The sequence below is a fragment of the Neobacillus sp. PVCKKU3 genome (assembly GCF_058323225.1).
Genome location: NZ_JBLVQN010000003.1, coordinates 147500 through 169144, shown reverse-complemented (window position 1 = coordinate 169144; position 21645 = coordinate 147500). Strand labels below are relative to the sequence as shown.

The 21645-nt window shown below is 42.2% G+C and carries 20 protein-coding genes and 1 riboswitch; of the genes, 14 read left to right on the top strand and 6 right to left on the bottom strand.

Annotated elements, in window-relative coordinates; all coding sequences use genetic code 11:
- Positions 1-58: 58 nt before the first annotated feature.
- From queF to ACNQGS_RS03695, 6 genes are all read left to right on the top strand, one after another.
- Positions 59-559 carry a preQ(1) synthase gene (queF, locus tag ACNQGS_RS03720; protein ID WP_213147880.1) on the top strand — a complete coding sequence of 167 codons (501 nt, stop codon included), beginning with the start codon at positions 59-61 and terminating at the stop codon, positions 557-559.
- A gap of 206 nt (positions 560-765) precedes the next feature.
- Entirely contained in the window at positions 766-2193 is a 1428-nt protein-coding gene (locus tag ACNQGS_RS03715) for a L,D-transpeptidase (protein ID WP_491486172.1), read from the top strand.
- A gap of 113 nt (positions 2194-2306) precedes the next feature.
- Complete coding sequence (locus tag ACNQGS_RS03710; protein WP_491486171.1) at positions 2307-2753, top strand: DUF3052 domain-containing protein; 447 nt, start codon at positions 2307-2309, stop codon at positions 2751-2753.
- Positions 2754-3874: 1121 nt separating this feature from the next.
- On the top strand, positions 3875-5041 hold the full coding sequence (locus tag ACNQGS_RS03705) for an Alp7A family actin-like protein (RefSeq protein WP_491486170.1): 1167 nt from the start codon (positions 3875-3877) through the stop codon (positions 5039-5041).
- Positions 5042-5056: 15 nt separating this feature from the next.
- A complete protein-coding gene (locus ACNQGS_RS03700; protein ID WP_491486169.1) occupies positions 5057-5650 on the top strand; it encodes a hypothetical protein in 594 nt (197 codons plus the stop codon).
- A 139-nt stretch (positions 5651-5789) separates the two neighbouring features.
- Positions 5790-6059 carry a hypothetical protein gene (locus tag ACNQGS_RS03695; protein ID WP_491486168.1) on the top strand — a complete coding sequence of 90 codons (270 nt, stop codon included), beginning with the start codon at positions 5790-5792 and terminating at the stop codon, positions 6057-6059.
- Between the two features lie 37 nt (positions 6060-6096).
- Here ACNQGS_RS03695 and ACNQGS_RS03690 read toward each other — a convergent pair whose 3' ends face one another.
- Together ACNQGS_RS03690 and ACNQGS_RS03685 are read right to left on the bottom strand one after the other, a co-directional pair.
- Positions 6097-6435 (bottom strand): helix-turn-helix domain-containing protein, encoded by a 339-nt coding sequence (locus tag ACNQGS_RS03690; RefSeq protein WP_491486167.1) that lies wholly within the window; start codon positions 6433-6435, stop codon positions 6097-6099.
- Between the two features lie 16 nt (positions 6436-6451).
- Positions 6452-7387: an ImmA/IrrE family metallo-endopeptidase gene (locus tag ACNQGS_RS03685; RefSeq protein WP_491486166.1), complete on the bottom strand. Its 936-nt coding sequence runs from the start codon at positions 7385-7387 to the stop codon at positions 6452-6454.
- A 542-nt stretch (positions 7388-7929) separates the two neighbouring features.
- Positions 7930-8014: riboswitch (cyclic di-GMP riboswitch) on the top strand.
- A 24-nt stretch (positions 8015-8038) separates the two neighbouring features.
- Here ACNQGS_RS03685 and ACNQGS_RS03680 point away from each other — a divergent pair.
- A complete protein-coding gene (locus tag ACNQGS_RS03680) occupies positions 8039-10051 on the top strand; it encodes a PxKF domain-containing protein (protein ID WP_491486165.1) in 2013 nt (670 codons plus the stop codon).
- Positions 10052-10242: 191 nt separating this feature from the next.
- Here ACNQGS_RS03680 and ACNQGS_RS03675 read toward each other — a convergent pair whose 3' ends face one another.
- Positions 10243-10377: a DUF4023 domain-containing protein gene (locus ACNQGS_RS03675; RefSeq protein ID WP_464492156.1), complete on the bottom strand. Its 135-nt coding sequence runs from the start codon at positions 10375-10377 to the stop codon at positions 10243-10245.
- Positions 10378-10485: 108 nt separating this feature from the next.
- Complete coding sequence (gene gdhA, locus ACNQGS_RS03670) at positions 10486-11868, bottom strand: NADP-specific glutamate dehydrogenase (protein ID WP_213147887.1); 1383 nt, start codon at positions 11866-11868, stop codon at positions 10486-10488.
- A gap of 158 nt (positions 11869-12026) precedes the next feature.
- Between gdhA and gltC the strand changes: the two genes are divergently transcribed.
- The 3 genes from gltC to ACNQGS_RS03655 all read left to right on the top strand — a co-directional run bounded on the left by gltC (position 12027) and on the right by ACNQGS_RS03655 (position 15658).
- Entirely contained in the window at positions 12027-12932 is a 906-nt protein-coding gene (gene gltC, locus ACNQGS_RS03665) for a glutamate biosynthesis transcriptional regulator GltC (protein ID WP_491486164.1), read from the top strand.
- Between the two features lie 127 nt (positions 12933-13059).
- Positions 13060-14649, top strand: a complete 1590-nt coding sequence (locus ACNQGS_RS03660; protein ID WP_491486163.1) for a glutamate synthase-related protein — start codon at positions 13060-13062, stop codon at positions 14647-14649.
- A gap of 64 nt (positions 14650-14713) precedes the next feature.
- Positions 14714-15658, top strand: coding sequence for a phosphotransferase (locus ACNQGS_RS03655; RefSeq protein WP_491486162.1), 945 nt, complete (start codon positions 14714-14716; stop codon positions 15656-15658).
- Between the two features lie 37 nt (positions 15659-15695).
- On the opposite strand, the gene pepT is transcribed toward ACNQGS_RS03655, so the two are convergent.
- Positions 15696-16928, bottom strand: a complete 1233-nt coding sequence (pepT, locus tag ACNQGS_RS03650) for a peptidase T (RefSeq protein ID WP_491486161.1) — start codon at positions 16926-16928, stop codon at positions 15696-15698.
- Between the two features lie 277 nt (positions 16929-17205).
- Entirely contained in the window at positions 17206-18201 is a 996-nt protein-coding gene (locus ACNQGS_RS03645; RefSeq protein WP_491486160.1) for a nuclease-related domain-containing protein, read from the bottom strand.
- 206 nt (positions 18202-18407) lie between these two features.
- Here ACNQGS_RS03645 and ACNQGS_RS03640 point away from each other — a divergent pair, with 206 nt between their 5' ends.
- From ACNQGS_RS03640 to ACNQGS_RS03625, 4 genes are all read left to right on the top strand, one after another.
- Entirely contained in the window at positions 18408-19031 is a 624-nt protein-coding gene (locus ACNQGS_RS03640) for a TetR/AcrR family transcriptional regulator (RefSeq protein ID WP_491486159.1), read from the top strand.
- A 91-nt stretch (positions 19032-19122) separates the two neighbouring features.
- Complete coding sequence (locus ACNQGS_RS03635; RefSeq protein ID WP_491486158.1) at positions 19123-20007, top strand: ABC transporter ATP-binding protein; 885 nt, start codon at positions 19123-19125, stop codon at positions 20005-20007.
- A 6-nt stretch (positions 20008-20013) separates the two neighbouring features.
- Positions 20014-20811 carry an ABC transporter permease subunit gene (locus ACNQGS_RS03630; protein WP_491486157.1) on the top strand — a complete coding sequence of 266 codons (798 nt, stop codon included), beginning with the start codon at positions 20014-20016 and terminating at the stop codon, positions 20809-20811.
- A gap of 16 nt (positions 20812-20827) precedes the next feature.
- On the top strand, positions 20828-21625 hold the full coding sequence (locus ACNQGS_RS03625; RefSeq protein WP_491486156.1) for a DUF2705 family protein: 798 nt from the start codon (positions 20828-20830) through the stop codon (positions 21623-21625).
- Positions 21626-21645 lie beyond the last annotated feature (20 nt).

Below are 21645 nucleotides of genomic sequence, written 5' to 3'. Positions count from 1 at the left end.
GAATGGTGAAGGACCTCTCTTGTGAAAGTGCTGGGGCACATTTACAGGAGGTTTTTTTATGTCTGGACGTACAGATGAACAAGGTTTAAAGGATTTAACACTGCTCGGAAATCAGGGCACCAAATACTTATTTGAATATGCGCCGGAGGTCTTGGAGGCTGTCGACAACCTGCATCCAAATCGCGACTTTTTTGTAAAGTTTAACTGCCCTGAGTTTACAAGCCTTTGCCCGCTGACGGGACAGCCGGATTTTGCAACGATGTATATTTCTTATATCCCGGATCAGAAAATTGTCGAAAGTAAGTCGCTGAAATTATATCTATTCAGCTTCCGTAACCACGGCGATTTCCATGAAGACTGTGTCAACATCATCATGAATGATTTAATCAAGCTTCTGGATCCACGGTATATTGAGGTTTGGGGAAAATTTACGCCGCGCGGCGGAATTTCCATTGACCCATGGTGCAACTATGGTAAACCGGGAACCAAGTATGAAGAAATGGCCCAATTCCGGTTGATGAATCATGACCTTTATCCTGAAAAAGTGGATAACCGATAAGATACAGTTAACAACAAGATATACTCAGAAATCCCCTCCCTCCTTTGGTCCTAAGGCCATGGGAGGTTTTTTTATTAAAAAATCTTTACAATATTTTCACTTATGTTAAAAAATTAGAAGTTTTGCAAATTTACCGCTAAAATTTGACAAAATATTCCTCCGATTCGTGGTACTTTATAATCATCAACAGAATTGGGGAGAGAAATATGAGGAAATTATCGTCTGTGGTTTTAATTTTTGTATTAACTTTCTTTTTCTTTTCAAGCCAATCAGAGGCTGCCACTTCTCAGTTAATCATTATTAATAAGAAGACAAATACCCTAGCATATTACGATGGAGGCACATTAGTAAGGACTTTTAAGGTGGCGACAGGGAGGTCAAGGGACTTAACTCCCGAAGGAAAATTTAGGATTGTTAATAAAATTGTAAATCGTCCTTATTATACAGGCCATATTGCCGGAGGGGACCCCCGCAACCCACTTGGCGACCGCTGGATGGGCCTTGAGGCAAGAGGAACCTATGGAACCACCTATGGCATCCATGGGAATAACAATGAAAGCTCCATCGGCCGGTACGTCAGCTCAGGCTGTGTGCGCATGCATAACTCGGAAATTCGATGGCTCTTTGACCGAATTCAAAATTATACTGAAGTGGTTATTACCCATTCAGGTGATAGTTTTGATACTATCGCCATGGCTAATGGATATGGAGTAACCGTACCAGTTAATGGGGAGAATCAAGGTACGACGGCACCAAAAATTCAAAACGGCTGGGTGCAAGCAGGTGGCAATAAGTATTATTATGAAAATGGAGCGGTAAAAACAGGCTGGCAGACGATAAATGGCAAAAAGTATTTCTTTGATAAAAACGGAATAATGAAGACCGGCTGGCTGACGGATAGCGGCAAGAAATATTATTTGGATAGCAGCGGTGTGTTGAAAACAGGCTGGCAAGAGATTAAAGGGAAGAAATATTATTTTGCAAATGATGGTGTGATGAAGATCGGCTGGCTAGAAGATGGCGGTCAAAAATTCTATCTTGATAAAGACGGTGCAGCGAAAACGGGGTGGTTGGAAGACGGTGGCAATAAGTATTACTTTGACGCTGCCGGGGCAATGAAAACCGGCTGGATCGAGGATGGCGGAATGAAATATTTCCTTGACACTGCAGGCGCGATGAAAACGGGTTGGCTGGAGGACGGCGGTAATAGATATTATTTAGATAATACCGGAGCCATGAAGACCGGCTGGCTTGAAGCGGGCGACAAGAAATATTATTTTGCTGGCGATGGTGTGATGCAAACCGGGTGGGTAAAAGACGGAGAAAACTGGTACTATCTTGACCAAATTGAAGGCATGAAGACCGGCTGGATCAATTATAAAGGAAAATGGTATTACATTAACTCCAATGGCGTGATGGATAACACCGTCATCAGCAAGCTCGAGGACTTTGATCCTGTTGTTACGGAAAATACCGGCTGGACGGATATTGCTGGGAATAAATACTTTTTAAAGAAAAACCCTACTCTTGTCACTGGCTGGTTGAACTTCGAGAATAACTGGTACTATCTCTACATTAATGCCGATATGGCGAAAAACTTCCTTAAAGATAGTAATACGCTTGTACAAAATTAAGAATCGCAAGGAGAAGGCACTTCATGAAGTGTCTTCTTTTTACATGAAAGGTATGATAAGTCAAAGGAAAAGTTTAAAATGTTTGTAGGTGTATAGGAAAGGAAGGAAGTTCAATGTCAGTGCTAAAGAAGTTGCAGTTTAAGGACCAGGGACAGCCAGTGTTGATTGTCAATGCACCGCAGTCCTATGATGAGGTTATTCGAACGTTTGAAGGTGAGGTCCACCGCGAGGCGGTAATGGAAAGCTATGATTTTGTGCAGGTATTTGGGACAAGTAATGAAGAATTAGGAACACTAGCAAAAAGCGCTCAGAAGTTCGTAAAAGACGACGGGCTTTGCTGGTTATGTTATCCAAAAAAGTCCTCAAAGACCTATAAAGGTTCTGATTGCAGCCGCGATACGGTGATGTATTTGCTGGCTGATGAAGGCTACGAACCTGTCCGACAGATTGCCATCGACGACGATTGGTCTGCCTTAAGGTTTCGGAAGGCCGAGAATATTAAAACCATGAGGCGAAGCTTTGCTGTAACGGAAAAAGGAAAAGAGCGGAAGGAAGATTAGGCAAATAAGTCGACACATTCTTTCATCCCCATATATATTAAAAAGCTAAGAAACGGATTTGAAGGTACTCATGTTGGGTACCTTCTATTTAGTTTCAACTATAACTTTGTAAGAATTTACCTATGTATACAACGCGTAAACAGGTTTACTTTTTGTATACATTTAGTTTACAAATCTGTTTACACGTATACAAAGCTGTTTACATACTGACACCTAGCCATGTATACAGATTTGTAATTTTCGTAAACATTGCCGTATACATTTTCATCTGCGTTTACTCCAGCCCATGTCAATTTGTTGGGGAGTTGAATGTCAGTTCTTAAAAAATTCAACCAGGGATCTCCAGTGTTAATTAACAACGCACCAAAGTCTACAATGAGGTTATTCAAACATTTGAAGTTGAGGTCTAAACGTGCGAAAATGGACCGCTATGATTTTGTGCCAGTAATTGGGACAAGCAATGAAGATTTAGGGCCTTAGCAAATAGCGCTGAACGGCTTGTAAAACCAGCCGAGCTTTACTTGCTATGCTATCCGAAAGGTTCAGATTTGCAGCCACGACATGGAGATGTATCTACTCATTGTTGAAGGCTATGAATCTGTCCGGCAAATCGCTATCGACTATGATTGGTCCGCATTAAGGCTTCGGAAGACAGAGTATAGTAAAACTATGTAGTGAAGCTTTGCTGTAACGGAAATTTAAGTGTCACCTTATCGCTCTTTGTAACCGGATTGAGAGCGATTCGATAATGCAGGTAAAACGAAAGGAAGTAGATTTTGAGGGTCCCTAAAAACGGGTCCCCTTTTTTAGTTTCTCTGAAATATTTGTAATAATCTACGGTTGTTTACAATCTGTAAACATGTCCACTTTTTGTATACGTTTTGTTTACAAACATGTTTACATGTATACGAAGTTGTATACATTCCGTTGTTCCGCCATGTATACAACTTTGTTATTTTTGTAAACATTCGCGTTTACAAATTTCTCCATGTTTACATCCTGTTTACAATTTTACACTTGTGTTTCTTTTCGGCCAGCCTCATTGAAGAAACTAGTAATCTTCTATACGCTTATAGAAAGTACTAGATTGCAAGTCTATTAAATGAAAAGGAATGATGAACATGACTAAATCCAGAATTGCAGCTATCGATGTAGGTAATGACTCCATCAAGGCTATTTTTGGTGAATTAGAATATGAATTAAATATTCCTAACATTATCGCAAGAGACACCGAGGACCGCCCTGTCATCGGCATTGAAGAACTGGACAGCAAAGACCCATTGGATGGGATACATATTAAAGTGCACTCCCCTGCCCTAAAGGAAAATAATATTATCTATCGTGTCGGAAATTTGGCGACAAAAAGCAATAACACCACCGAGCTGGACCCTGGCAGCAGCAAGTCTGAGGAAGACCAGACATTAATTATGCTATTTGCGACATTGGCAATGGATGCCGTAAAAGCCGAATTCCCGCGTACGAAAAACATTATTGATGCTAATTACACATTAGGAACTGGCCTGCCGCTGAGGGAAGTAAAGGAAGGCAAGGATGCCGGTTACCGTTCAAAATTGCTTGGTAATGTCCATCAGGTCGAATTTCTTGTAACCCCAAAATACCAAGGCATTAAAGTTAATATTAGGTTCAATGAAGTAAAGGTTTATCCTGAAGGCTTTGCGGCTTATATCAACCTTGTCATGGATAATAATTTAAAAGTTATTAATAAGGACTTAATCGATAAACGCATTTTAATTCAAGACATCGGTGGCCTCTCCACGGACATCGCCGTCATTAAAAACCGCAATGTCGACGATGACAAGGCGCAAGGGTTTAATCTTGGGGTATCCGAATCGCTAGAAATGATTCGTGAGGAAATTCGTAAAAAACACGGTGTGGAGCTCGACAGCCGCCGCGATGTCGTAGAAATTATTACGAAGAAAAACGACCGTAATCACATCATGGTGAAAGGAAGCCGGACAAGTGTCCATGACATCACCGACCGCATCCTGCTAGACCTTGCGAAAAAGCAATACCGCTTGCTGCGTAATGTCTGGTCTAAGAACTCGCAGACTGAAATCTGCTACTTTGTCGGCGGCGGGTCCATCATTTTAAAGGAATATTTAAAAGCATTGAATAACGGTTTAGATGGTTTTAACATTGATTTCTTTGAGGACGAGAAGGAAAGCATTTGGATGATGTCGAATGCTTATTATAAGTTAATTACGGATTTTGTTCGTAAAACTGAGAAGCAAAGGGCTGCCCAAGATAAAGCACCAGTAAAAAGTTAATTTTAGGGTGATTCTATGAAAAAGGCATCCGAAAACGAAATCAAAAGGGGCCAGGCTTTATCCTTCCGCATCCCTTCTGATACTCCGGATCACATATTAAAACAGCTTCAAAAAATTAAGGAAACAGAACGCCGGAATTTTTCCAGCAAAATTGCTTCGTTTGTTATGGAGGGTGTCGGCCAGTCCTTTTCCCGGGAAAAGGAAACGGTCACCATCCCCCTCCCCAAGGGGCTAACGAAAGCACAGCGTGATTGGCTGAAGCACGAGCATTCCGAAGCACTGCTGGGAAGCATTCTTTATCAGTTGATTTCCGACCCGGTAAGGTCGACCGCACTGCTGGCCTCGTTGAACAGCAAGGCTGTAGATATTGATGAGGCGTTGTACCTGCAGGAGAATATGGCATTCCCTGCCCCTGAGCCACTATCTTTTTCGAAGAGCCCTTTTGAAGAAGAAATAGCTGTAGGAATTGACTTGGCTGATGATGATTTGGACGAGTTTGCTTTCGAGACCATCGACCAGGCCATGTCCCCTACTGAGGATGAAGCCGATGAGAAGGATCTTGATGCCGATGACCTGCTGGGCGGGTTTTTGGCGAGTATGAATAAATAAGGATTAGGATGAAGGCACCTTGTGATGAGGTGCCTTTTGCTATGGTTTAGTATCCTATATTACTGGTATTTTATAATTTTAGTAGGGTTATAGCTTAAAAGAATAGAAATTAAGTAGACTAGGAGGGATGAAGATTCATATGAAGGTGTGTATACAGGTAATTCTGGGGATTATTATTGGCTGGCTCCTGTTCTATGTCATGGGGCTTGAACAAGCAGAATTGTTTAAGTTCGTGTATCAATACATAAATTCGACAGTGTTTTATTTTGTTGTTTTGATGGTTGTGCCCGCTATTTGCTTTACTTTTCTTCGTAAATTTAAGGTTTTTGGGGTTGCTGTTGCAGTTACGATGGTGGGGCTGTTTGGGCTGGTTTATGTGGCGCTGAATACAGGAAGTATTGGATTTTAAAAATTTTAAAAGGGTGGTAGAAACCACCCCTTTGGGTCTAATGGAACAATTTCGAAAAAATACTTTTTAGCGAATTCCCTTTTTTAAAATAAATATCTTCCCGCACCTTTTCATTAATTGCCTGCCAAAGCATGATTTCTACGTCCGAGAGCTGCTTGGATTCCGCCTCTTTTAGGAAAGCGGCAAAATAGTCTAACGGCACTCCGTAAAATCTTGAAATATCCGCCATGATCTCAAACGAAACAGACTTACGATCCCCTTTTTCAAGCATGCTTAAATATTGAAGGGTGATTCCAGTCCCCTTTGCAACTTCTTCAAGTCGTAAATTTCTTTCTAACCTTAATCTTCTTAACTCATGCCCCAATGGAGTGGCCATAATATACCCCCTTCCCCTACTCTATTTCCGAGCTGTATTTAATCGTTATGATATAGTACCAGCTAACTGCGGCTTCAAATAATGTGATAATAAGTTCCTCTGATTTTCTTGGAATTTTAAAATACCTTTGTATTTGATAATGAAGCAGCTCGTGAAAAATAGTTTGTAATTGCTCAGGGTAATCCATTTTTTCGTCGATGATAATTATTTTTTTCTTAGGATAATAAACACCCTTTATATCTTTCAAATCCATAAAAACAATAGGGATGTCATATTTTCTCATTATCTTCTTCGTTAATAAATTGATCTGGGATTGATTAATCGAAATAAACTGCTTATGCAGGTATCCAATGATCGTATAGTAGGTTAGAAACAGAATAAGTACCAGATTAACCTCAAGCTGATTGAAGAAAGATAGTATAGGGAATATAACAGCTACTTCAAACATCATAGGTCCAAACCGGTCCAAAAATAGCTTACTAGATGCTGTCCCAGTCTCTAAATACACATAGACATATTTCAAAACTATGCTTAGAGTCAACATAAGCAGTAAAGTTAGATACCGAGCAAAATAAGTCTTGTCACTATAAACATTATAAATCTCGTTGCAGATAATGATAGTGATAATATACATGGTGAGCAAGGATATCCTGGATTGAATGCTGCCTCTTTTTTGAATGAAGCTAGCAACGAAACAATCAACAAGCAAATAAATGAAACCGTAAACAATGGAGAAACGGTCAAATATGATTAATGATAATATGACATGAAAAAAGGAATAGTCGAAACCGGAAAAAACCTTCAGATTAATTTGGTCAAACAGGACCATAATGCAAAGAAAGAAAACAATATTCCATTCCAGCTCTTCGGGGAAAACAATAAATAAATCTGTCAAAACTATGGAAGGAATCATGAAGAACAAATAGATATGATGCCGCCCGAAATGTTTCATGACGATTCTCCTATTAAGCCGTAATTTTATTCCGTTTTTTATTATGTTACTTGAGAAAATTTACAATTTAAATAATTATTTTTCTACAAAGGAATAAAATTTTGACGGATCTTGTCATTCGAAAAACATTCAATTCCACTATCGTTTAATATATTCTTAATATAGAAGGGTGTAAAATTCTAACTTTATTTTCCTCCTATCTTTTAAACGCACTAACTAAGGTTAGTGCACTTTTTTTCTGTATCCAGCATATTAATAAACCGTTTGTGCGGTTTTCTCACAAATTATTTATAAAAATATATATTCCACTATTGTTGAAGTTATTTACTTTTAATCAAACTTACTTAGTTTTGCTGATTTTGTCGAAAATCAGTTGGGTAATGTCGAAGGGAAAAAATACCTATAAACTATAGTTTAAATTATAATATTTTCATAGATATTTAGTTCTATATACTGAACGAACCCTATGAAGGTGATATCGATATAGGGGGTTAATGGGAAGAGGGTGAGCTATGGAAATTATAACTTCAGGTGATACTTTTAATTTTTTGGGAAGCGATGATATATAACCGGCAATCTGGACACTTAGGTTATATGGAGTTAGTAGTGTAACCGGCCCTCTTAATCATTATTTAAGAGGAGAGAAAAGTTATGGAGAAAATTAGCTTTATAAATGTATTAAGCAAAAAAGCCCTAAGCGCAGTTACTGCGTTGGCAATTTCAGGTCTTGTCCCAACAGGTTTTGCTTTGGCAGGTGAACTTGAGATTACTACCTCTGAATTAGTTGCATCATCCACTAATGTATCTGTTGAGCAAGGAGCAACCCAATCTTTTAATCTTATTGTAAGTTCGGATGGTAATATGACTAATGCAGACGTTAAATTACCTACAAACTTTACAATTGCTGCAAATGGGAGTATTACTACTAGCAATTTAGTTACAGTAAACCTAGCTGGCAAAGATAGTTCTAAAAATGTTCCTGCAACTATTCAAGTTGATCCTACCTTACAACCAGGAACATATTCATTTACCTTTAATAGTACTAATGTTGTCATCACTAATAACAATCAACAAGGAGCAAGCCTAGAAAATAAATTTGGTGACACCATTAAATTTGTTGTAACCAAGAAACAAGTACTAGATACAACTGCTCCAGTAGTCACTGCTACTCCTGATAGAGCTGCAAACACTAATGGCTGGTATAACCAAAATGTAACAGTTAATTTCTCCGCTGTAGATGAAGAAGGTGGATCTGGTCTTTTACCAGGCTCAGTATCTGCACCTGTTATAGTTTCTGAAGACGGAACTCATACTATCACTGGTACAGCTAGTGATATAGCTGGAAATATAGGTACTTCTGCACCAATTACAATAAATTTTGATAAAACAAAACCTATGATTTCAGGAAGCACTGACAAAGTGGCTAATTCTGATGGTTGGTATAATCAGGATGTAACAGTTAGTTTTGATGCTCAAGATGCATTATCTGGTTTAGCAAGTGTAACAGACAATAAAACTCTTGGTGAAGGTGCAGGCCAATCTGTTACTGGTACTGCGACTGATAAGGCTGGCAATAGTGAATCAGCAACGGTTTCTGGTATCAATATTGATAAAACAAAACCTACAATATCAGGTAGCCCTGACAGAGCAGCAAATTCATCTGGTTGGTATAATGGAGATGTTACAGTAAGCTTTACAGCAGACGATGCATTATCTGGTTTAGCAAGTGTAACCGGCAATAAAACTCTTGGTGAAGGCGCAGGCCAATCTGTCACTGGTACTGCGACTGATAAGGCTGGCAATAGTGAATCAGCAACGGTTTCTGGTATTAATATTGATAAAACTGCTCCAACAATTTCAGGTAGCCCTGATAGGAAAGCTAACTCAAACGGTTGGTATAATGATGACGTAGTTGTTACATTTGCTGCAAATGATAACTTATCTGGTGTAGCAAGTTTCACACAACCTGTTACCCTTAGTGAAGAAGGTTTAAACAAATCTGCTACTGGTACTGCAACAGATAAGGCAGGGAATACTAGTGCTCAAGTAACTGTATTTGGTTTAAAAATTGATAAAACAAAACCTGTCATTACTATTGGCGGCCTTACTCTTGAAAACGATGGAGTTGTATCAAACATTGGTACTTTTACGCTTAACCAACTTGCTACATGGTCTGCATCAGATGCATTATCTGGTCTTGCAACTGAAGGAAGCGGTACACTAAATACGGCAACAGCTGGTTTACACACTGTTGAGTTAACAGCAACAGACAGGGCTGGAAATATATTCAATAAGACAATCATATATAACGTTGCCTACAATTTTGGTGGGGTTCTTCAACCAATTATCAATGGTTCAAGCGTGTTCAAGGCAGGCAGCACTATCCCTGTTAAATTCCAATTGACCGATTCTCAAGGAGCATTTGTCTCAACTGCAAATGCAACCATTTCGTTTACAAAAATAACCGATGTAGCTTTAGGTACTGAATTATCGGTAGGTGTCAACAGTACACCTAATACAGGAGATGCGTTTAGATATGACCCAACATCAAATCAGTATATCTACAACTTAAGTACTAAGGGCTTATCAAATGGTTCTTACTATGTCTCTATTAATCTCCATGATGGATCTGATGTTAAAAAAGTGTATTTTAGTTTAAAATAAATAAAGGTGGCCGAGGAAATTAGTAGTCCTCGGCTATTAATATGCTCTATAGATAATGTAAGAAATACTAGCGCCTATCGATAGGTAACGCTATGATATGATACTTATGATTTATAATTAGAAAATTGGGAAAATAATTATTTTAGTGGGCAGTAAGGAGGGTTTTAAGTTAAAGTTCCTCCTTACTGCCTTTAATGTGTCTTATTCGGCAATTTCTTACTAGGCGTATCACTGCCCTGATTCTGTCTGTTTTTTAAATCCTTTGCCTGATTTTCATGTAGCTTTTCGACAAATTCATGGGTGCTGCCTTCAAGGTTTTTATCCATCATTCGAACCTCCTATTTAAATTGAACAATGGTTAATGTAACCAACCACACCCCAAAACATGCAGACACAAAAAAATCCCCTCGTCAAAAGGGGATTTTTCAAATATCTTAGATAACGCCCTGCACGATCATCGCGTCAGCGACTTTAGTGAATCCGGCAATATTGGCACCAACCACCAGATTGCCTGGGAAACCGTACTCTTCGGATGCCTTCACAGCGTTTTGATAAATGTTAATCATGATTTGATGCAGTTTAGCATCGACTTCTTCAAACGTCCAAGATAAGCGCTGGCTGTTTTGTGCCATTTCTAGTGCGGAAACTGCAACACCGCCGGCATTGGCTGCTTTTCCAGGGCCAAACAGAACATCGTTGTTTAAAAATACATCGACTGCTTCAAGAGTAGATGGCATGTTAGCGCCCTCTGCAACAGCTTTCACGCCGTTTGCCACCAGCATTCTTGCAGACTCTTCATTGATTTCATTTTGTGTTGCACAAGGAAGAGCGATATCGCATGGAATTGACCAGATGCCGGAGCAGCCTTCATAGTACTGCGCTTCCGGATGGTACTTCACATACTCGCTGATGCGCTTGCGGTCCACTTCCTTAATTTGTTTCACAGTCTCGACATTAATGCCGTTTTCATCATAGATATAGCCGCATGAATCGCTGCAGGCTACAACTTTAGCGCCAAGCTGGGTAGCTTTTTCGATCGCATAGATGGAAACATTGCCGGATCCAGAGACAACGACGGTGCTGCCGGCGATGCTTAGGCCTTGATCTTTCAGCATTTCCTGCACGAAATAAACGGTACCGTAGCCGGTCGCTTCGGTTCTTGTTAAGCTTCCGCCGTAGCCGAGGCCTTTTCCGGTTAAAACGCCAGCCTCATTGCCGCCGCGGATTTTTTTATAATAACCGAAAAGATAGCCGATTTCTCTTCCGCCGACACCGATATCCCCAGCAGGTACGTCGACGTCTGGGCCAATGTGGCGATAAAGCTCTGCCATAAAGCTTTGACAGAAGCGCATGATTTCGCGGTCTGATTTACCCTTAGGGTCGAAGTCGGAGCCGCCTTTGCCGCCACCGATAGGCTGGCCTGTTAATGAGTTTTTGAAAATTTGCTCAAAGCCCAAGAATTTAATGATGCTGGCGTTAACTGATGGATGAAAGCGCAGACCGCCTTTGTATGGCCCGATTGCGCTGTTATACTGGACACGGAAGCCACGGTTCACGTGCACCTTGCCTGAATCATCCACCCATGGAACACGGAAAGTAATAACCCTCTCAGGTTCAACGATTCTTTCGAGAATTCCCTCCTGCATATATTTTGGGTGTTTCGCAAATACAGGCACAAGCGAATCGAAAATTTCCTTAACGGCCTGATGAAATTCACTCTCGAATGGATTGCGGCTTTTCACCGTTTCAAAAACTTCACTTACATAATCCCTTGCTGCCTGTGATCCTGACTGTTTTACATGCTCAATAGTTTGCATGAAATCACCCCTTTTTAAAAATAATAAATTTGTCCTAAATACTGAATATTTTATTTTTTCGCGTCAATTAATTTTATTATGTAAAATCAATCTAATCAATATTAATAATAGATATAATTAATACAGGAATGAGATTGATTGGAAGGGGCATGAAAAAAATGGAGCTCAGGCAGATCAAATATTTTATAGAAGTGGCTAAACGGGAGCATGTGACAGAGGCGGCGTATCGGCTCCACGTTGCGCAATCTGCAGTCAGCAGGCAGATTTCCAACCTGGAGGAGGAGCTTGGGGTCAGCTTATTTATCCGTGAAGGGCGAAATGTCAAACTGACGCCGATTGGTGAAATGTTTTTAAAGCATATGGAGCAGGCGGTCAAGCTAATTGAAGATGCCACAAGTGAGGTAGAGGAATTCCTTGATCCTGAGAAAGGGACAATCCGTATTGGGTTTCCCAGCAGTCTAGCGGGGTATACGCTGCCAACAACGATTTCAGCCTTTAGAGAGCGGTATCCTAATGTAAAGTTTCATTTAAATCAGGGATCCTATGCCTATTTAATTGAAGGGGTAATAAAGGGAGAGTTTAATATGGCGCTAATGGGCCCGGTGCCAAAGAAGGAAAAGAAAATTACTGGGAAAACGCTTTTTACCGAAAACATTGTAGCCTTACTGCCCGAGTCCCACCCACTAGCTAGTAAACGAGTATTGAAGTTAAGCGACTTGCGGGATGAACCCTTTATCGTGTTTCCTCAGGGCTTTATTTTGCGTAAGATCATTGTGGATGCCTGCGCGCAACTTGGCTTTGAGCCCATGGTGGCCTTCGAGGGCGAGGATATTGATGCCATTAAGGGGTTGGTTTCTGCCGGACTGGGCATTACGCTGATTCCTGAAATCACGCTTATCGACAGCCTTCCCCGCTCAACGGTTAAGATTGCTGTCACAGAACCTAACGTCAGCCGCACGGTCGGCGTCATCATCCCGGCAGAACGCAGCCTTTTGCCTACTGAAAAACTGTTTTATGAGTTTTTGAGCGAGTTTTTTGGCATGCTGGACCGATTTCAAATTTAATTTGAAAAATTGACGCTAATAAGTTGTCCATGGATATTACCATAACCATCATACATATGTATTAGGTATGCGTTTGTTGCTTTTGGACTGTACATCTGCAAATGCCAAATAAATAAGGAGGCTTTTGATGGTGTTATGGACAATTTTGACTGTTCTATTGGTAGTCTTCATTGGCGGGCCGCTTTGCTTTTTCCTATGGCTGCGTAATTTGGCGAAAAAGCCGCAGCACTCGATTATCCGGGCCTATCCCTATTTCGGCTGGATCCGCTATGCGCTGGAAATGCTGGGTCCAAAGCTGAGGCAGTATTGGTTTGATGATGATAATGGTGCAAGGCCGTTTTCCCGTGCCGATTATTTAGGAATTGTTTTTTCGGCGAAATATCGGACTGACTTAATCAGCTTTGGCTCGAAGCGGGACTTTGAGCAGCCCGGCTACTATATTGCCAACGGCCTGTTTCCCCTTTTAAAGGAGGAATTAAGAGTCGACAACCAAGAAAAGGTAGAGGGGATGAAATACAAAATTGACCATGAAGGTTTATTTTTCCGCAAGGAGCACTTAGCGGAAGATCAGATTCCACGCTGGCTTTTTCATGAGGAGGAGGCTGTTGTGGTTGGCGGTGAGCGGAGGGAGCCATGGAAGCTCTACGGCCCATTTGGGGCATCGGCCACCTCCTATGGTTCCGTTGGTGAGAACTATATTCTTTCTACTGGGTATGGCTGTCAAATGGCTGGAGGCTCCTGGTTAAATACAGGCGAAGGCGGGATTGCTCCGGAACACTTGTCCGGCGGGGCTGATGTTGTGGCACAGATTGGACCTGGCTTGTTTGGCTTTCGCGATCATGAGGGTAATTTTTCAATCGAGGTATTTAGAAAAATTGCTTTGGAGCCGGCGATTAAAGCCTTTGAACTGAAGTTTGGCCAAGGGGCAAAAATTCAGGGCGGCCACCTTGAGGGCGCGAAGGTGACGGCTAAAGTTGCAAGCATTCGCAAGGTGAAAGAGGGCGAGACGATTATTTCCCCAAACCGCTTTTCGTTTTTACGTAACGCCGAGGCAGCCTTGGAGTTTATTAAACGATTGCAGGATGAAGGCGGGAAACCGGTTGGCATAAAAATTGTTGTGGGGTATCAGTTGGTTTTGGAAGAGTTTTTTGGAGCGATGAAGAGGCTTCAGATTTATCCTGATTTTATTACGGTGGACGGCAGTGAGGGCGGATCGGGCGCAACGTACAAAGCGATGGCGGATACAATGGGGCTGCCGCTTTACCCGGCGCTGCTTGCTGTGGTTGACAAGGCCCATGAATACGGCATCCGCGATCGGTTTAAGATATTTGCCTCCGGAAAACTGATTGCGGCTGATAAAATAGCACTTGCCCTCGCGATCGGCGCCGATGCGGTGAACTCGGCACGCGGCTTTATGATGGCGAACGGCTGCATTATGGCACTGCAATGCCATACCGGCAAATGCCCCACCGGCGTCACCACGACCGACCCTAAGCAGCAGGAGGCGCTCGTGCCTGAGGAGAAGAAATGGCGGGTCATGAACTATATTATCAGCATCCGGCAGGGGCTGTTTGCCCTCGCGGCGGCGTGCGGCCTAGACTCCCCTAGAAAATTTACCCGTGAGCATATTGTTTTTATGGGTGCGGATGGCCAAGTTAGGCGATTATCGGAGCTATTTCCCCTTCCAGAAGAAGGTCCCGCTGTCGTGGATAAATAACTTGCCAAATTATGGGATTGACATTATATTCATAGTGAAAACCTACTAAAAAGGTTGTGGGGCTATGGCGCTGCCAAACGATATCGTCCATGAGGATGGGAGTTTAAATGCCAGTTTGATAGTAAAAAAGGAACGCCTTTATCAGGGCATGAACGGCAGGTTCGTTGAGCGGTTTTATTTGTCTCCTAAGGAAAGCTACATTTTTAAACCGCTGACGAATAACGCCCAGATGGGTAAAGAGACCTGGATTCATGAGCATGTACTCAGCCGGTTCCCAGCCATTTATCCAAAAATTTTGGCTTACTCCAAGCATGATAACCCTGTTTTAAGCTGGATGATTCTCGAGGACCTCGGCCCGCTTTCGCATGAGTTTACGGAGGAAACGGTCCTTGCTGTGGCCAAGTGGATGGCCTGGTGGCACTCCCTTCCGTTGAAGTCGTTTGCGGATGTTCCGTTGACCGGGTTGAAGCCTCGGATTGAGGCGGTGGCGGAGGAGGTCTGCGAGAATAAGGATGCCCTCCTTGGGATGCTTCCGCGATTGGGGCTCACTGGAAAACAGGCTCTGCATGTGTTTAAACAGCTTGATAGTTTCCTATTTTCAAAGCTTCAGGTATTATCACACGGGGATTTGCATTTGGGGAATTACGCTGTCGTGAAGGGGAAATTGATCATTCTGGACTGGGAGCACGCCCATTTGAATACGCCCTACTGGGATTTGTATCATTTGCTGGATATGTCACATCCGATTTTCCCCAAAAAGGTAACTAAGGGGTTTCGGGAGCAGGTGCTTGGGTTTTATCTTGATGCTGTCGGGCTGGAACTGGAAAGTGCCGCGTTTATTCGGGAATACTATTTATTTTCTGCCGTGTATTCAATGTGGATGATTCTGTTGATTCAAAAAGACTTGTTGGCTGACGCCGGCAAGTGGTCGAAGGAGCAGCTGAAGAGGCAATTGCAGGAGACGGTTTCGAGTTTAAGGCAGTGCGCGGAGGCGCTTGATGATTTATAGACAAAAAAGCTAACCTAAGGCGGTTAGCTTTCTTTTTTTAAGCTTTTTTTTCAAAAAGCTTAATGACTTCAATGATGGTTTCGGTTGCTTTCACCATGTTTTGCACGGAAATGAATTCGTATTTGCCGTGGAAGTTTTCGCCGCCGGTAAAGATATTTGGCGTCGGCAGACCCATGAATGATAGCTGGGAACCGTCTGTACCGCCGCGAATTGGCTTAATAAGCGGCTTGATGTCCAAGCTCTCCATCGCTTCCTGGGCAATATCGACGATTTGCTTGACCGGTTCGATTTTTTCGCGCATGTTATAGTATTGGTCTTTCATCTCAAGCTGGACAGTGTCACTGCCGTATTTTTCGTTTAGCTGCTGGACAATGCTTTCCATCGTCGCTTTTCTTTTATTAAAAATTTCTCTGTCATGGTCGCGGATGATGTAGTTAAGCTTGGTTTGCTCAACATCACCGTTAAAGGACAGCAAGTGGAAGAAGCCTTCGTACCCTTCTGTGTGCTCCGGTGCCTCCTGCGTCGGCAGCTGGCTATGTAATTCCATCGCGATTTTCATCGAGTTGACCATTTTGTCTTTAGCGGAACCAGGATGAATATTGTTACCTTTTATCGTGATTTTTGCACCCGCGGCATTGAAGCTTTCGTACTCAAGCTCGCCTAGTGGACCGCCGTCAACAGTGTAAGCATACTTCGCGTTAAAGGCCGCAACGTCAAACTTATGAGGCCCCCTGCCGATTTCCTCATCAGGCGTGAACGCAACGCGGACCTTACCGTGCTTAATATCTGGGTTTTGAATTAGATGCGCCATCGCTGTCATGATTTCGGTGACGCCAGCTTTGTTGTCGGCCCCAAGCAGCGTGGTGCCGTCGGTTGTGATGAGCGTGTGGCCTTTATAGTCTTTTAGGCTCGGGAAGTCGTTTGGTGACATAATAACGTTCAGGGCCTCGTTTAGGACGATTTCCCCGCCTTGATAGCTCTCAAGAATTTGCGGATTGACGTTTTTGCCAGTAAAATCAGTCGCTGTGTCAACGTGGGCAAGGAAGCCGATGGTTGGCACTTCTTTATCGGTATTGGACGGCAGCGTCGCCATCACATAGCCGTTCTCGTCGATGGTCACCTCTTGCATGCCGATTTGGTTGAGTTCTTCAACCAGCATGCGCAGTAGCGTCCACTGCCCTTCTGTTGATGGACAAGTCTCACTGCTTTCGTTGGATTGCGTATCCACTTTCACATAGGAAGTAAATCGTTGAATCAATTCCTCTTTCAATTTAGCACACTCCCTTTTTATATATTTTCATGATTATCATATCACTTTATGGGAGCGGATACACGTATTTGAAGGGGGTGGCTGCAGGTCGGTTTTGGTTTACTGTCGTATAGGGCTCTGTTACTGTCGGATGAGCCTCCGTAACTGTTGTATAACCGGACATTACTGTCGCGGCCGGATTTTACTGTCGGATGAGACCTGTTTACTGTCGTATAGGTACTAATTACTGTTGGATAAATCCCAGTAACTGTCGTATAGCCGAACTATACTGTCGTCCCTATCTATGTCTGTTTGGAATATAGATTCCCCCTGTGTTTTGATGAAAACAGCTGCTACTCAGATCCATAAAATATGACCTATTTCGAAATGTACCCTCGCTTTGCAAATTCATACTTTGCAAAATCCGTTTCGCGACCTGGATATCCACCCCCAAAAACTCCTGGCACTCCCGATTCGTAATGGTCCTACTCATCACCAAAAACCACTCCAATAATGTCCTTTGATGGGCTAAATGGTCTGTTGCACCGCAAAAAGGGCAAATCCATGTGCGAGGTGCCTTCACCATGCCGAATTTGTAGCATACACCACACCGTACTCCATTTTTAAAATCACCCCGCGGGATTTTGTAGAACTCTGAAATCGGTTTTGGAATAAAAGGCTGGTGGCTCTTGAGGAGCTCTAAAGAAAGCCAATGGAAGGTTTCTGGGTCCAACTTAAAGTCTGGCTGCGGGATATTTCGAATGAATGAGGGTATCAAGTTGGGGAATAAAAGCCGCGTTTTCGCTGGGGGAACTGCAACAATCTGCTTCGGATAGGCAAGAACAACGGAACCGTAAATAGGAATGCGGATATTGTGCTTCCGTAACCAATCACTCAATAATTCGTAATTGCGTTCCAATTGGACTACTGGACTTTCGAAGCCGTCCTTGTGTCCATCATCACGGGTTCGGATTAATTGTGGTGGATTATCCTTAAATTCGAGGACCCCAGCGATGTTTTTGACTTCAAGAATATTTCCAAACCAGGGAGTCAGTCCAAAGGAGTCGATTTGAAATTTTTCATCTAAGGAAGGCCGTAAATCATGATAAACGTATTGTGGAAAGGCAAATGTAGTTTTTCGAAAAATCTCTGCCACTCGTTCCTCCCCGGCAATCCCCGCCTCTACAGAAGCCTGCTTGCCAGATAAAATAGGAAGCATGGGATGATTTGGTGCCAGCCTGCTTTGAGCGGCTATCAAACCTTCTAATGTTAATGATCTATCTCTGTTTTTCATGCTAATGGTCGTTCACCTCCAAAAATTTTGCTCTGCACCCGCATCGTATCACAACCCAAATCCCAATACTATCAACATCAAAACAAGTTCATTTTTTTGTAAAAAATAAATGGGTTGACCGGTATTGACCGTAATGGTCAACGGGAATATACTGTAATTGACCAAAACGGTCAACAACTGAACCAAAAGGAAGTGGGACTACTAAAATGTTTTCGAAATTCCTCAACCTAGATCAAGAAAAACAACACCGAATAATAAATGCAGCCATCAAAGAATTTGCCCAGAAAGGCTACGATAAAGCATCGACCAATGAAATCGTAAAGGAAGCGGGAATCTCGAAGGGACTTTTGTTTCATTATTTTCAGAACAAAAAACAACTGTACCTATTTCTGTTTGAATATTGCTATGAGCTCATTGCGGATGAATTTTATAAAAAAGTTGACCTTGCCGATACGGACTTTTTCTCGAGAATGAGACAGGCGATCATGATTAAAATGGATCTGCTGACGCAATATCCAGACCTTTTTAACTTTATGCAGGAGGCCTTAATGGAGGACTCGGCAGAAATTAAAGTGGAAATGGAAAAAAAGAAAAAGGAACTAACCGACATCAATTTTGGAAAAGTTTATGAGGGAATTGATTTGTCGAAGTTCAGGGATGACGTTGACGTCCATAAAATCTTAAAAATTATCTCCTGGACTTTCGAAAAAATGAGTGATGAGGAACTTTATAAAGCAAAGATGCAGCCAGACCACAAAATTGATTACCAAAAGGTCAGCCGAGAAGCAGAGGAATATTTCGAGGTTTTAATTAAATGTTTTTATAAATGAAGACTTGCTGACTGACAAGCCGAAAGCGTAGGCATAGGCGCAGGCTTAGTCGAATTTATGCGTATTAGCAAATTAGAGGGAGGCCTCAACTATGAACGTAATAGAAATTAAAAACCTAACCAAGACTTACGGCAAAGCACGGGGAATCACCGATATCAGCTTTAACGTGGAGGAAGGTGAGATTTTCGGCTTTATCGGGCCTAACGGGGCGGGCAAATCGACAACGATTCGCACGCTGCTGTCGCTCATATATCCGACAAGCGGCAACGCGACGATTTTTGGAAAGGACTGCATCAAATTTGCCCCAGAAATCAAAAAGGAAATCGGCTATCTTCCGTCGGAAGTGTTCTATTACGATAATATGAAGGTAAAGGACCTTTTGAAGTATTCGGCCAGTTTTTACAAAAAGGACTGCAGCAAGCGGATCAAGGAATTAGCGGAGATCATGGACCTCGACTTGAATAAAAAAATCGACGACCTTTCCTTGGGAAATAAAAAGAAAGTGGGCATTGTCCAGGGGCTGCTTCATGAGCCGAAGCTCATCATTCTTGATGAACCAACAAGCGGCCTCGACCCGTTGATGCAGCAGAAATTCTTTGAACTTTTAGAAGAAGAAAATAAAAAAGGCGCCACCATTCTCTTTTCCTCGCACATTCTCAGTGAGGTTCAGAGACTATGTAATCGGGTGGCTATCATTAAAGAGGGTAAGATTGTTACAGTTGAAAAGATTAGTACATTAAAAGAAAACAATTATAAGAAGTTTAAAGTCGAAACAAAGGTGCCGCTTGATCAAAACTATTTTAATATAAACGGAGTTAACAACTTGGCAACTAAGGGTAACGTGACGAGTTTTCTATTTAGAGGCGATATCAATGCGGTCCTAAGGAAAGTCGCAGAAATCGAAATAACCAACTTATGGATTGAAGAGCCAGACCTTGAAGAAATTTTCCTTCATTATTACGAAAAGGAGGCCTAATAAATTATGAATATCTTTTTTCATGAATTAAAGGCCTACCGGAAGTCAACGATCATTTGGACGATTTCGCTAATTGCCGTATTTGCGTTGTTTTTGTCCATGTTTCCGGCCTTCTCAAAGGATGCTGATGAATTCAAAAAGCTGCTGGAAGGCTATCCGGAAGCTTTAAGGAAAGCAATCGGCCTCAACTTGGGCAATTTATTTACGATTCTAGGATTCTATTGTTATGCGTTGACGTTTATCGTCCTGTGCGGGGCGATTCAGGCCATGAATCTGGGGACTTCGATTGTCAGCAAGGAGGTCCGGGAAAAAACGGCGGATTTTCTTTTGACCAAACCAGTTACCCGAAACCAGGTGTTAACCGCCAAGTTGCTGGCAGCCTTCACTTCACTCGTCATCACGAATGTTCTATATATTGCAGCTGCAACGGTAATCACCACCCAGGTGAAAACAGATGATTTTAGCATGAAACAATTCATATTGCTTTCACTGACGATGTTTTTCATTCAACTGATGTTTCTGGCTATCGGCATCATTGTTTCGGTAATCTCACACAAAATAAAGTCCGTGCTGCCCGTGTCACTTGGGACAGTCTTTGCGTTCTATTTTATCGGCGCAATCAGCGCCACAACGGATGATGAAGCGAAGCGCTACTTTTCACCGTTCAAATATTTTAATAACGATTATATTTTAAAACATTCAAGCTATGAATCATCATTTATGATTGTGGGTGCGATGATTATTTTGCTGGCCGTTGTGGCGAGCTATTTCGTTTATACAAAAAAAGATATCCATGCTGTGTAGGAGGGGGCTCGGACAAGTGAATATCTATGTAAGAGAACTGAAGTCCCATCGGAAATCGCTTCTCATTTGGTGCATTGGCGTCTTTCTGATGGTGGTTTCCGGGATGCAAAAATACGCTGGGTTATCATCTTCAGGCCAATCGCTGAATGACCTGTTTCAAGATATGCCGAAGTCCCTACAGGTGGTGATGGGTGTTGGTGCGCTTGACATGAATAAGGTCAGCGGCTACTACGGGATGCTGTTTATCTATCTATTATTGATGGCAACCATTCATGCGGCCATGCTCGGGGCAACCATCATCTCCAAGGAGGAGCGGGATAAGACGTCGGAATTCCTGTTTGTCAAACCGGTTTCACGGACAAAGATCATTATTGCCAAGCTGCTCGCGGCCTTTACGAATATCTTAATCTTTAACCTAGTTACCTGGGGGTCGTCAATTGTCATCGTTGGGAAATACGCTGATGGAGAGTCGGTGAATGGTGATATTGCCATCACCATGATGGGAATGTTCATCCTGCAGCTTTTGTTTATGGCCATTGGCAGTGCCATCTCCGCTTTAAAAAGAAAACCAAAAAAAGCGGCCTCGCTGGCGGCCGGAATCCTGCTTCTTACATTTGTATTATCAGTAGTCATTGATTTAAATGAAAGCATTGAGTTCCTGAAATACGTGACGCCGTTTAAATACTTTGAGGCAAAAAATATGATGTATGGGGGTGGATTGGACACCGGCTTTGTCCTATTATCCATTGTTTTGTTTGCAGCACTAATGGCTGTTACCTTTTTCTTTTATAAAAAGAAAGATTTGAATATATAAATGAAGGACCTGGCAGATTG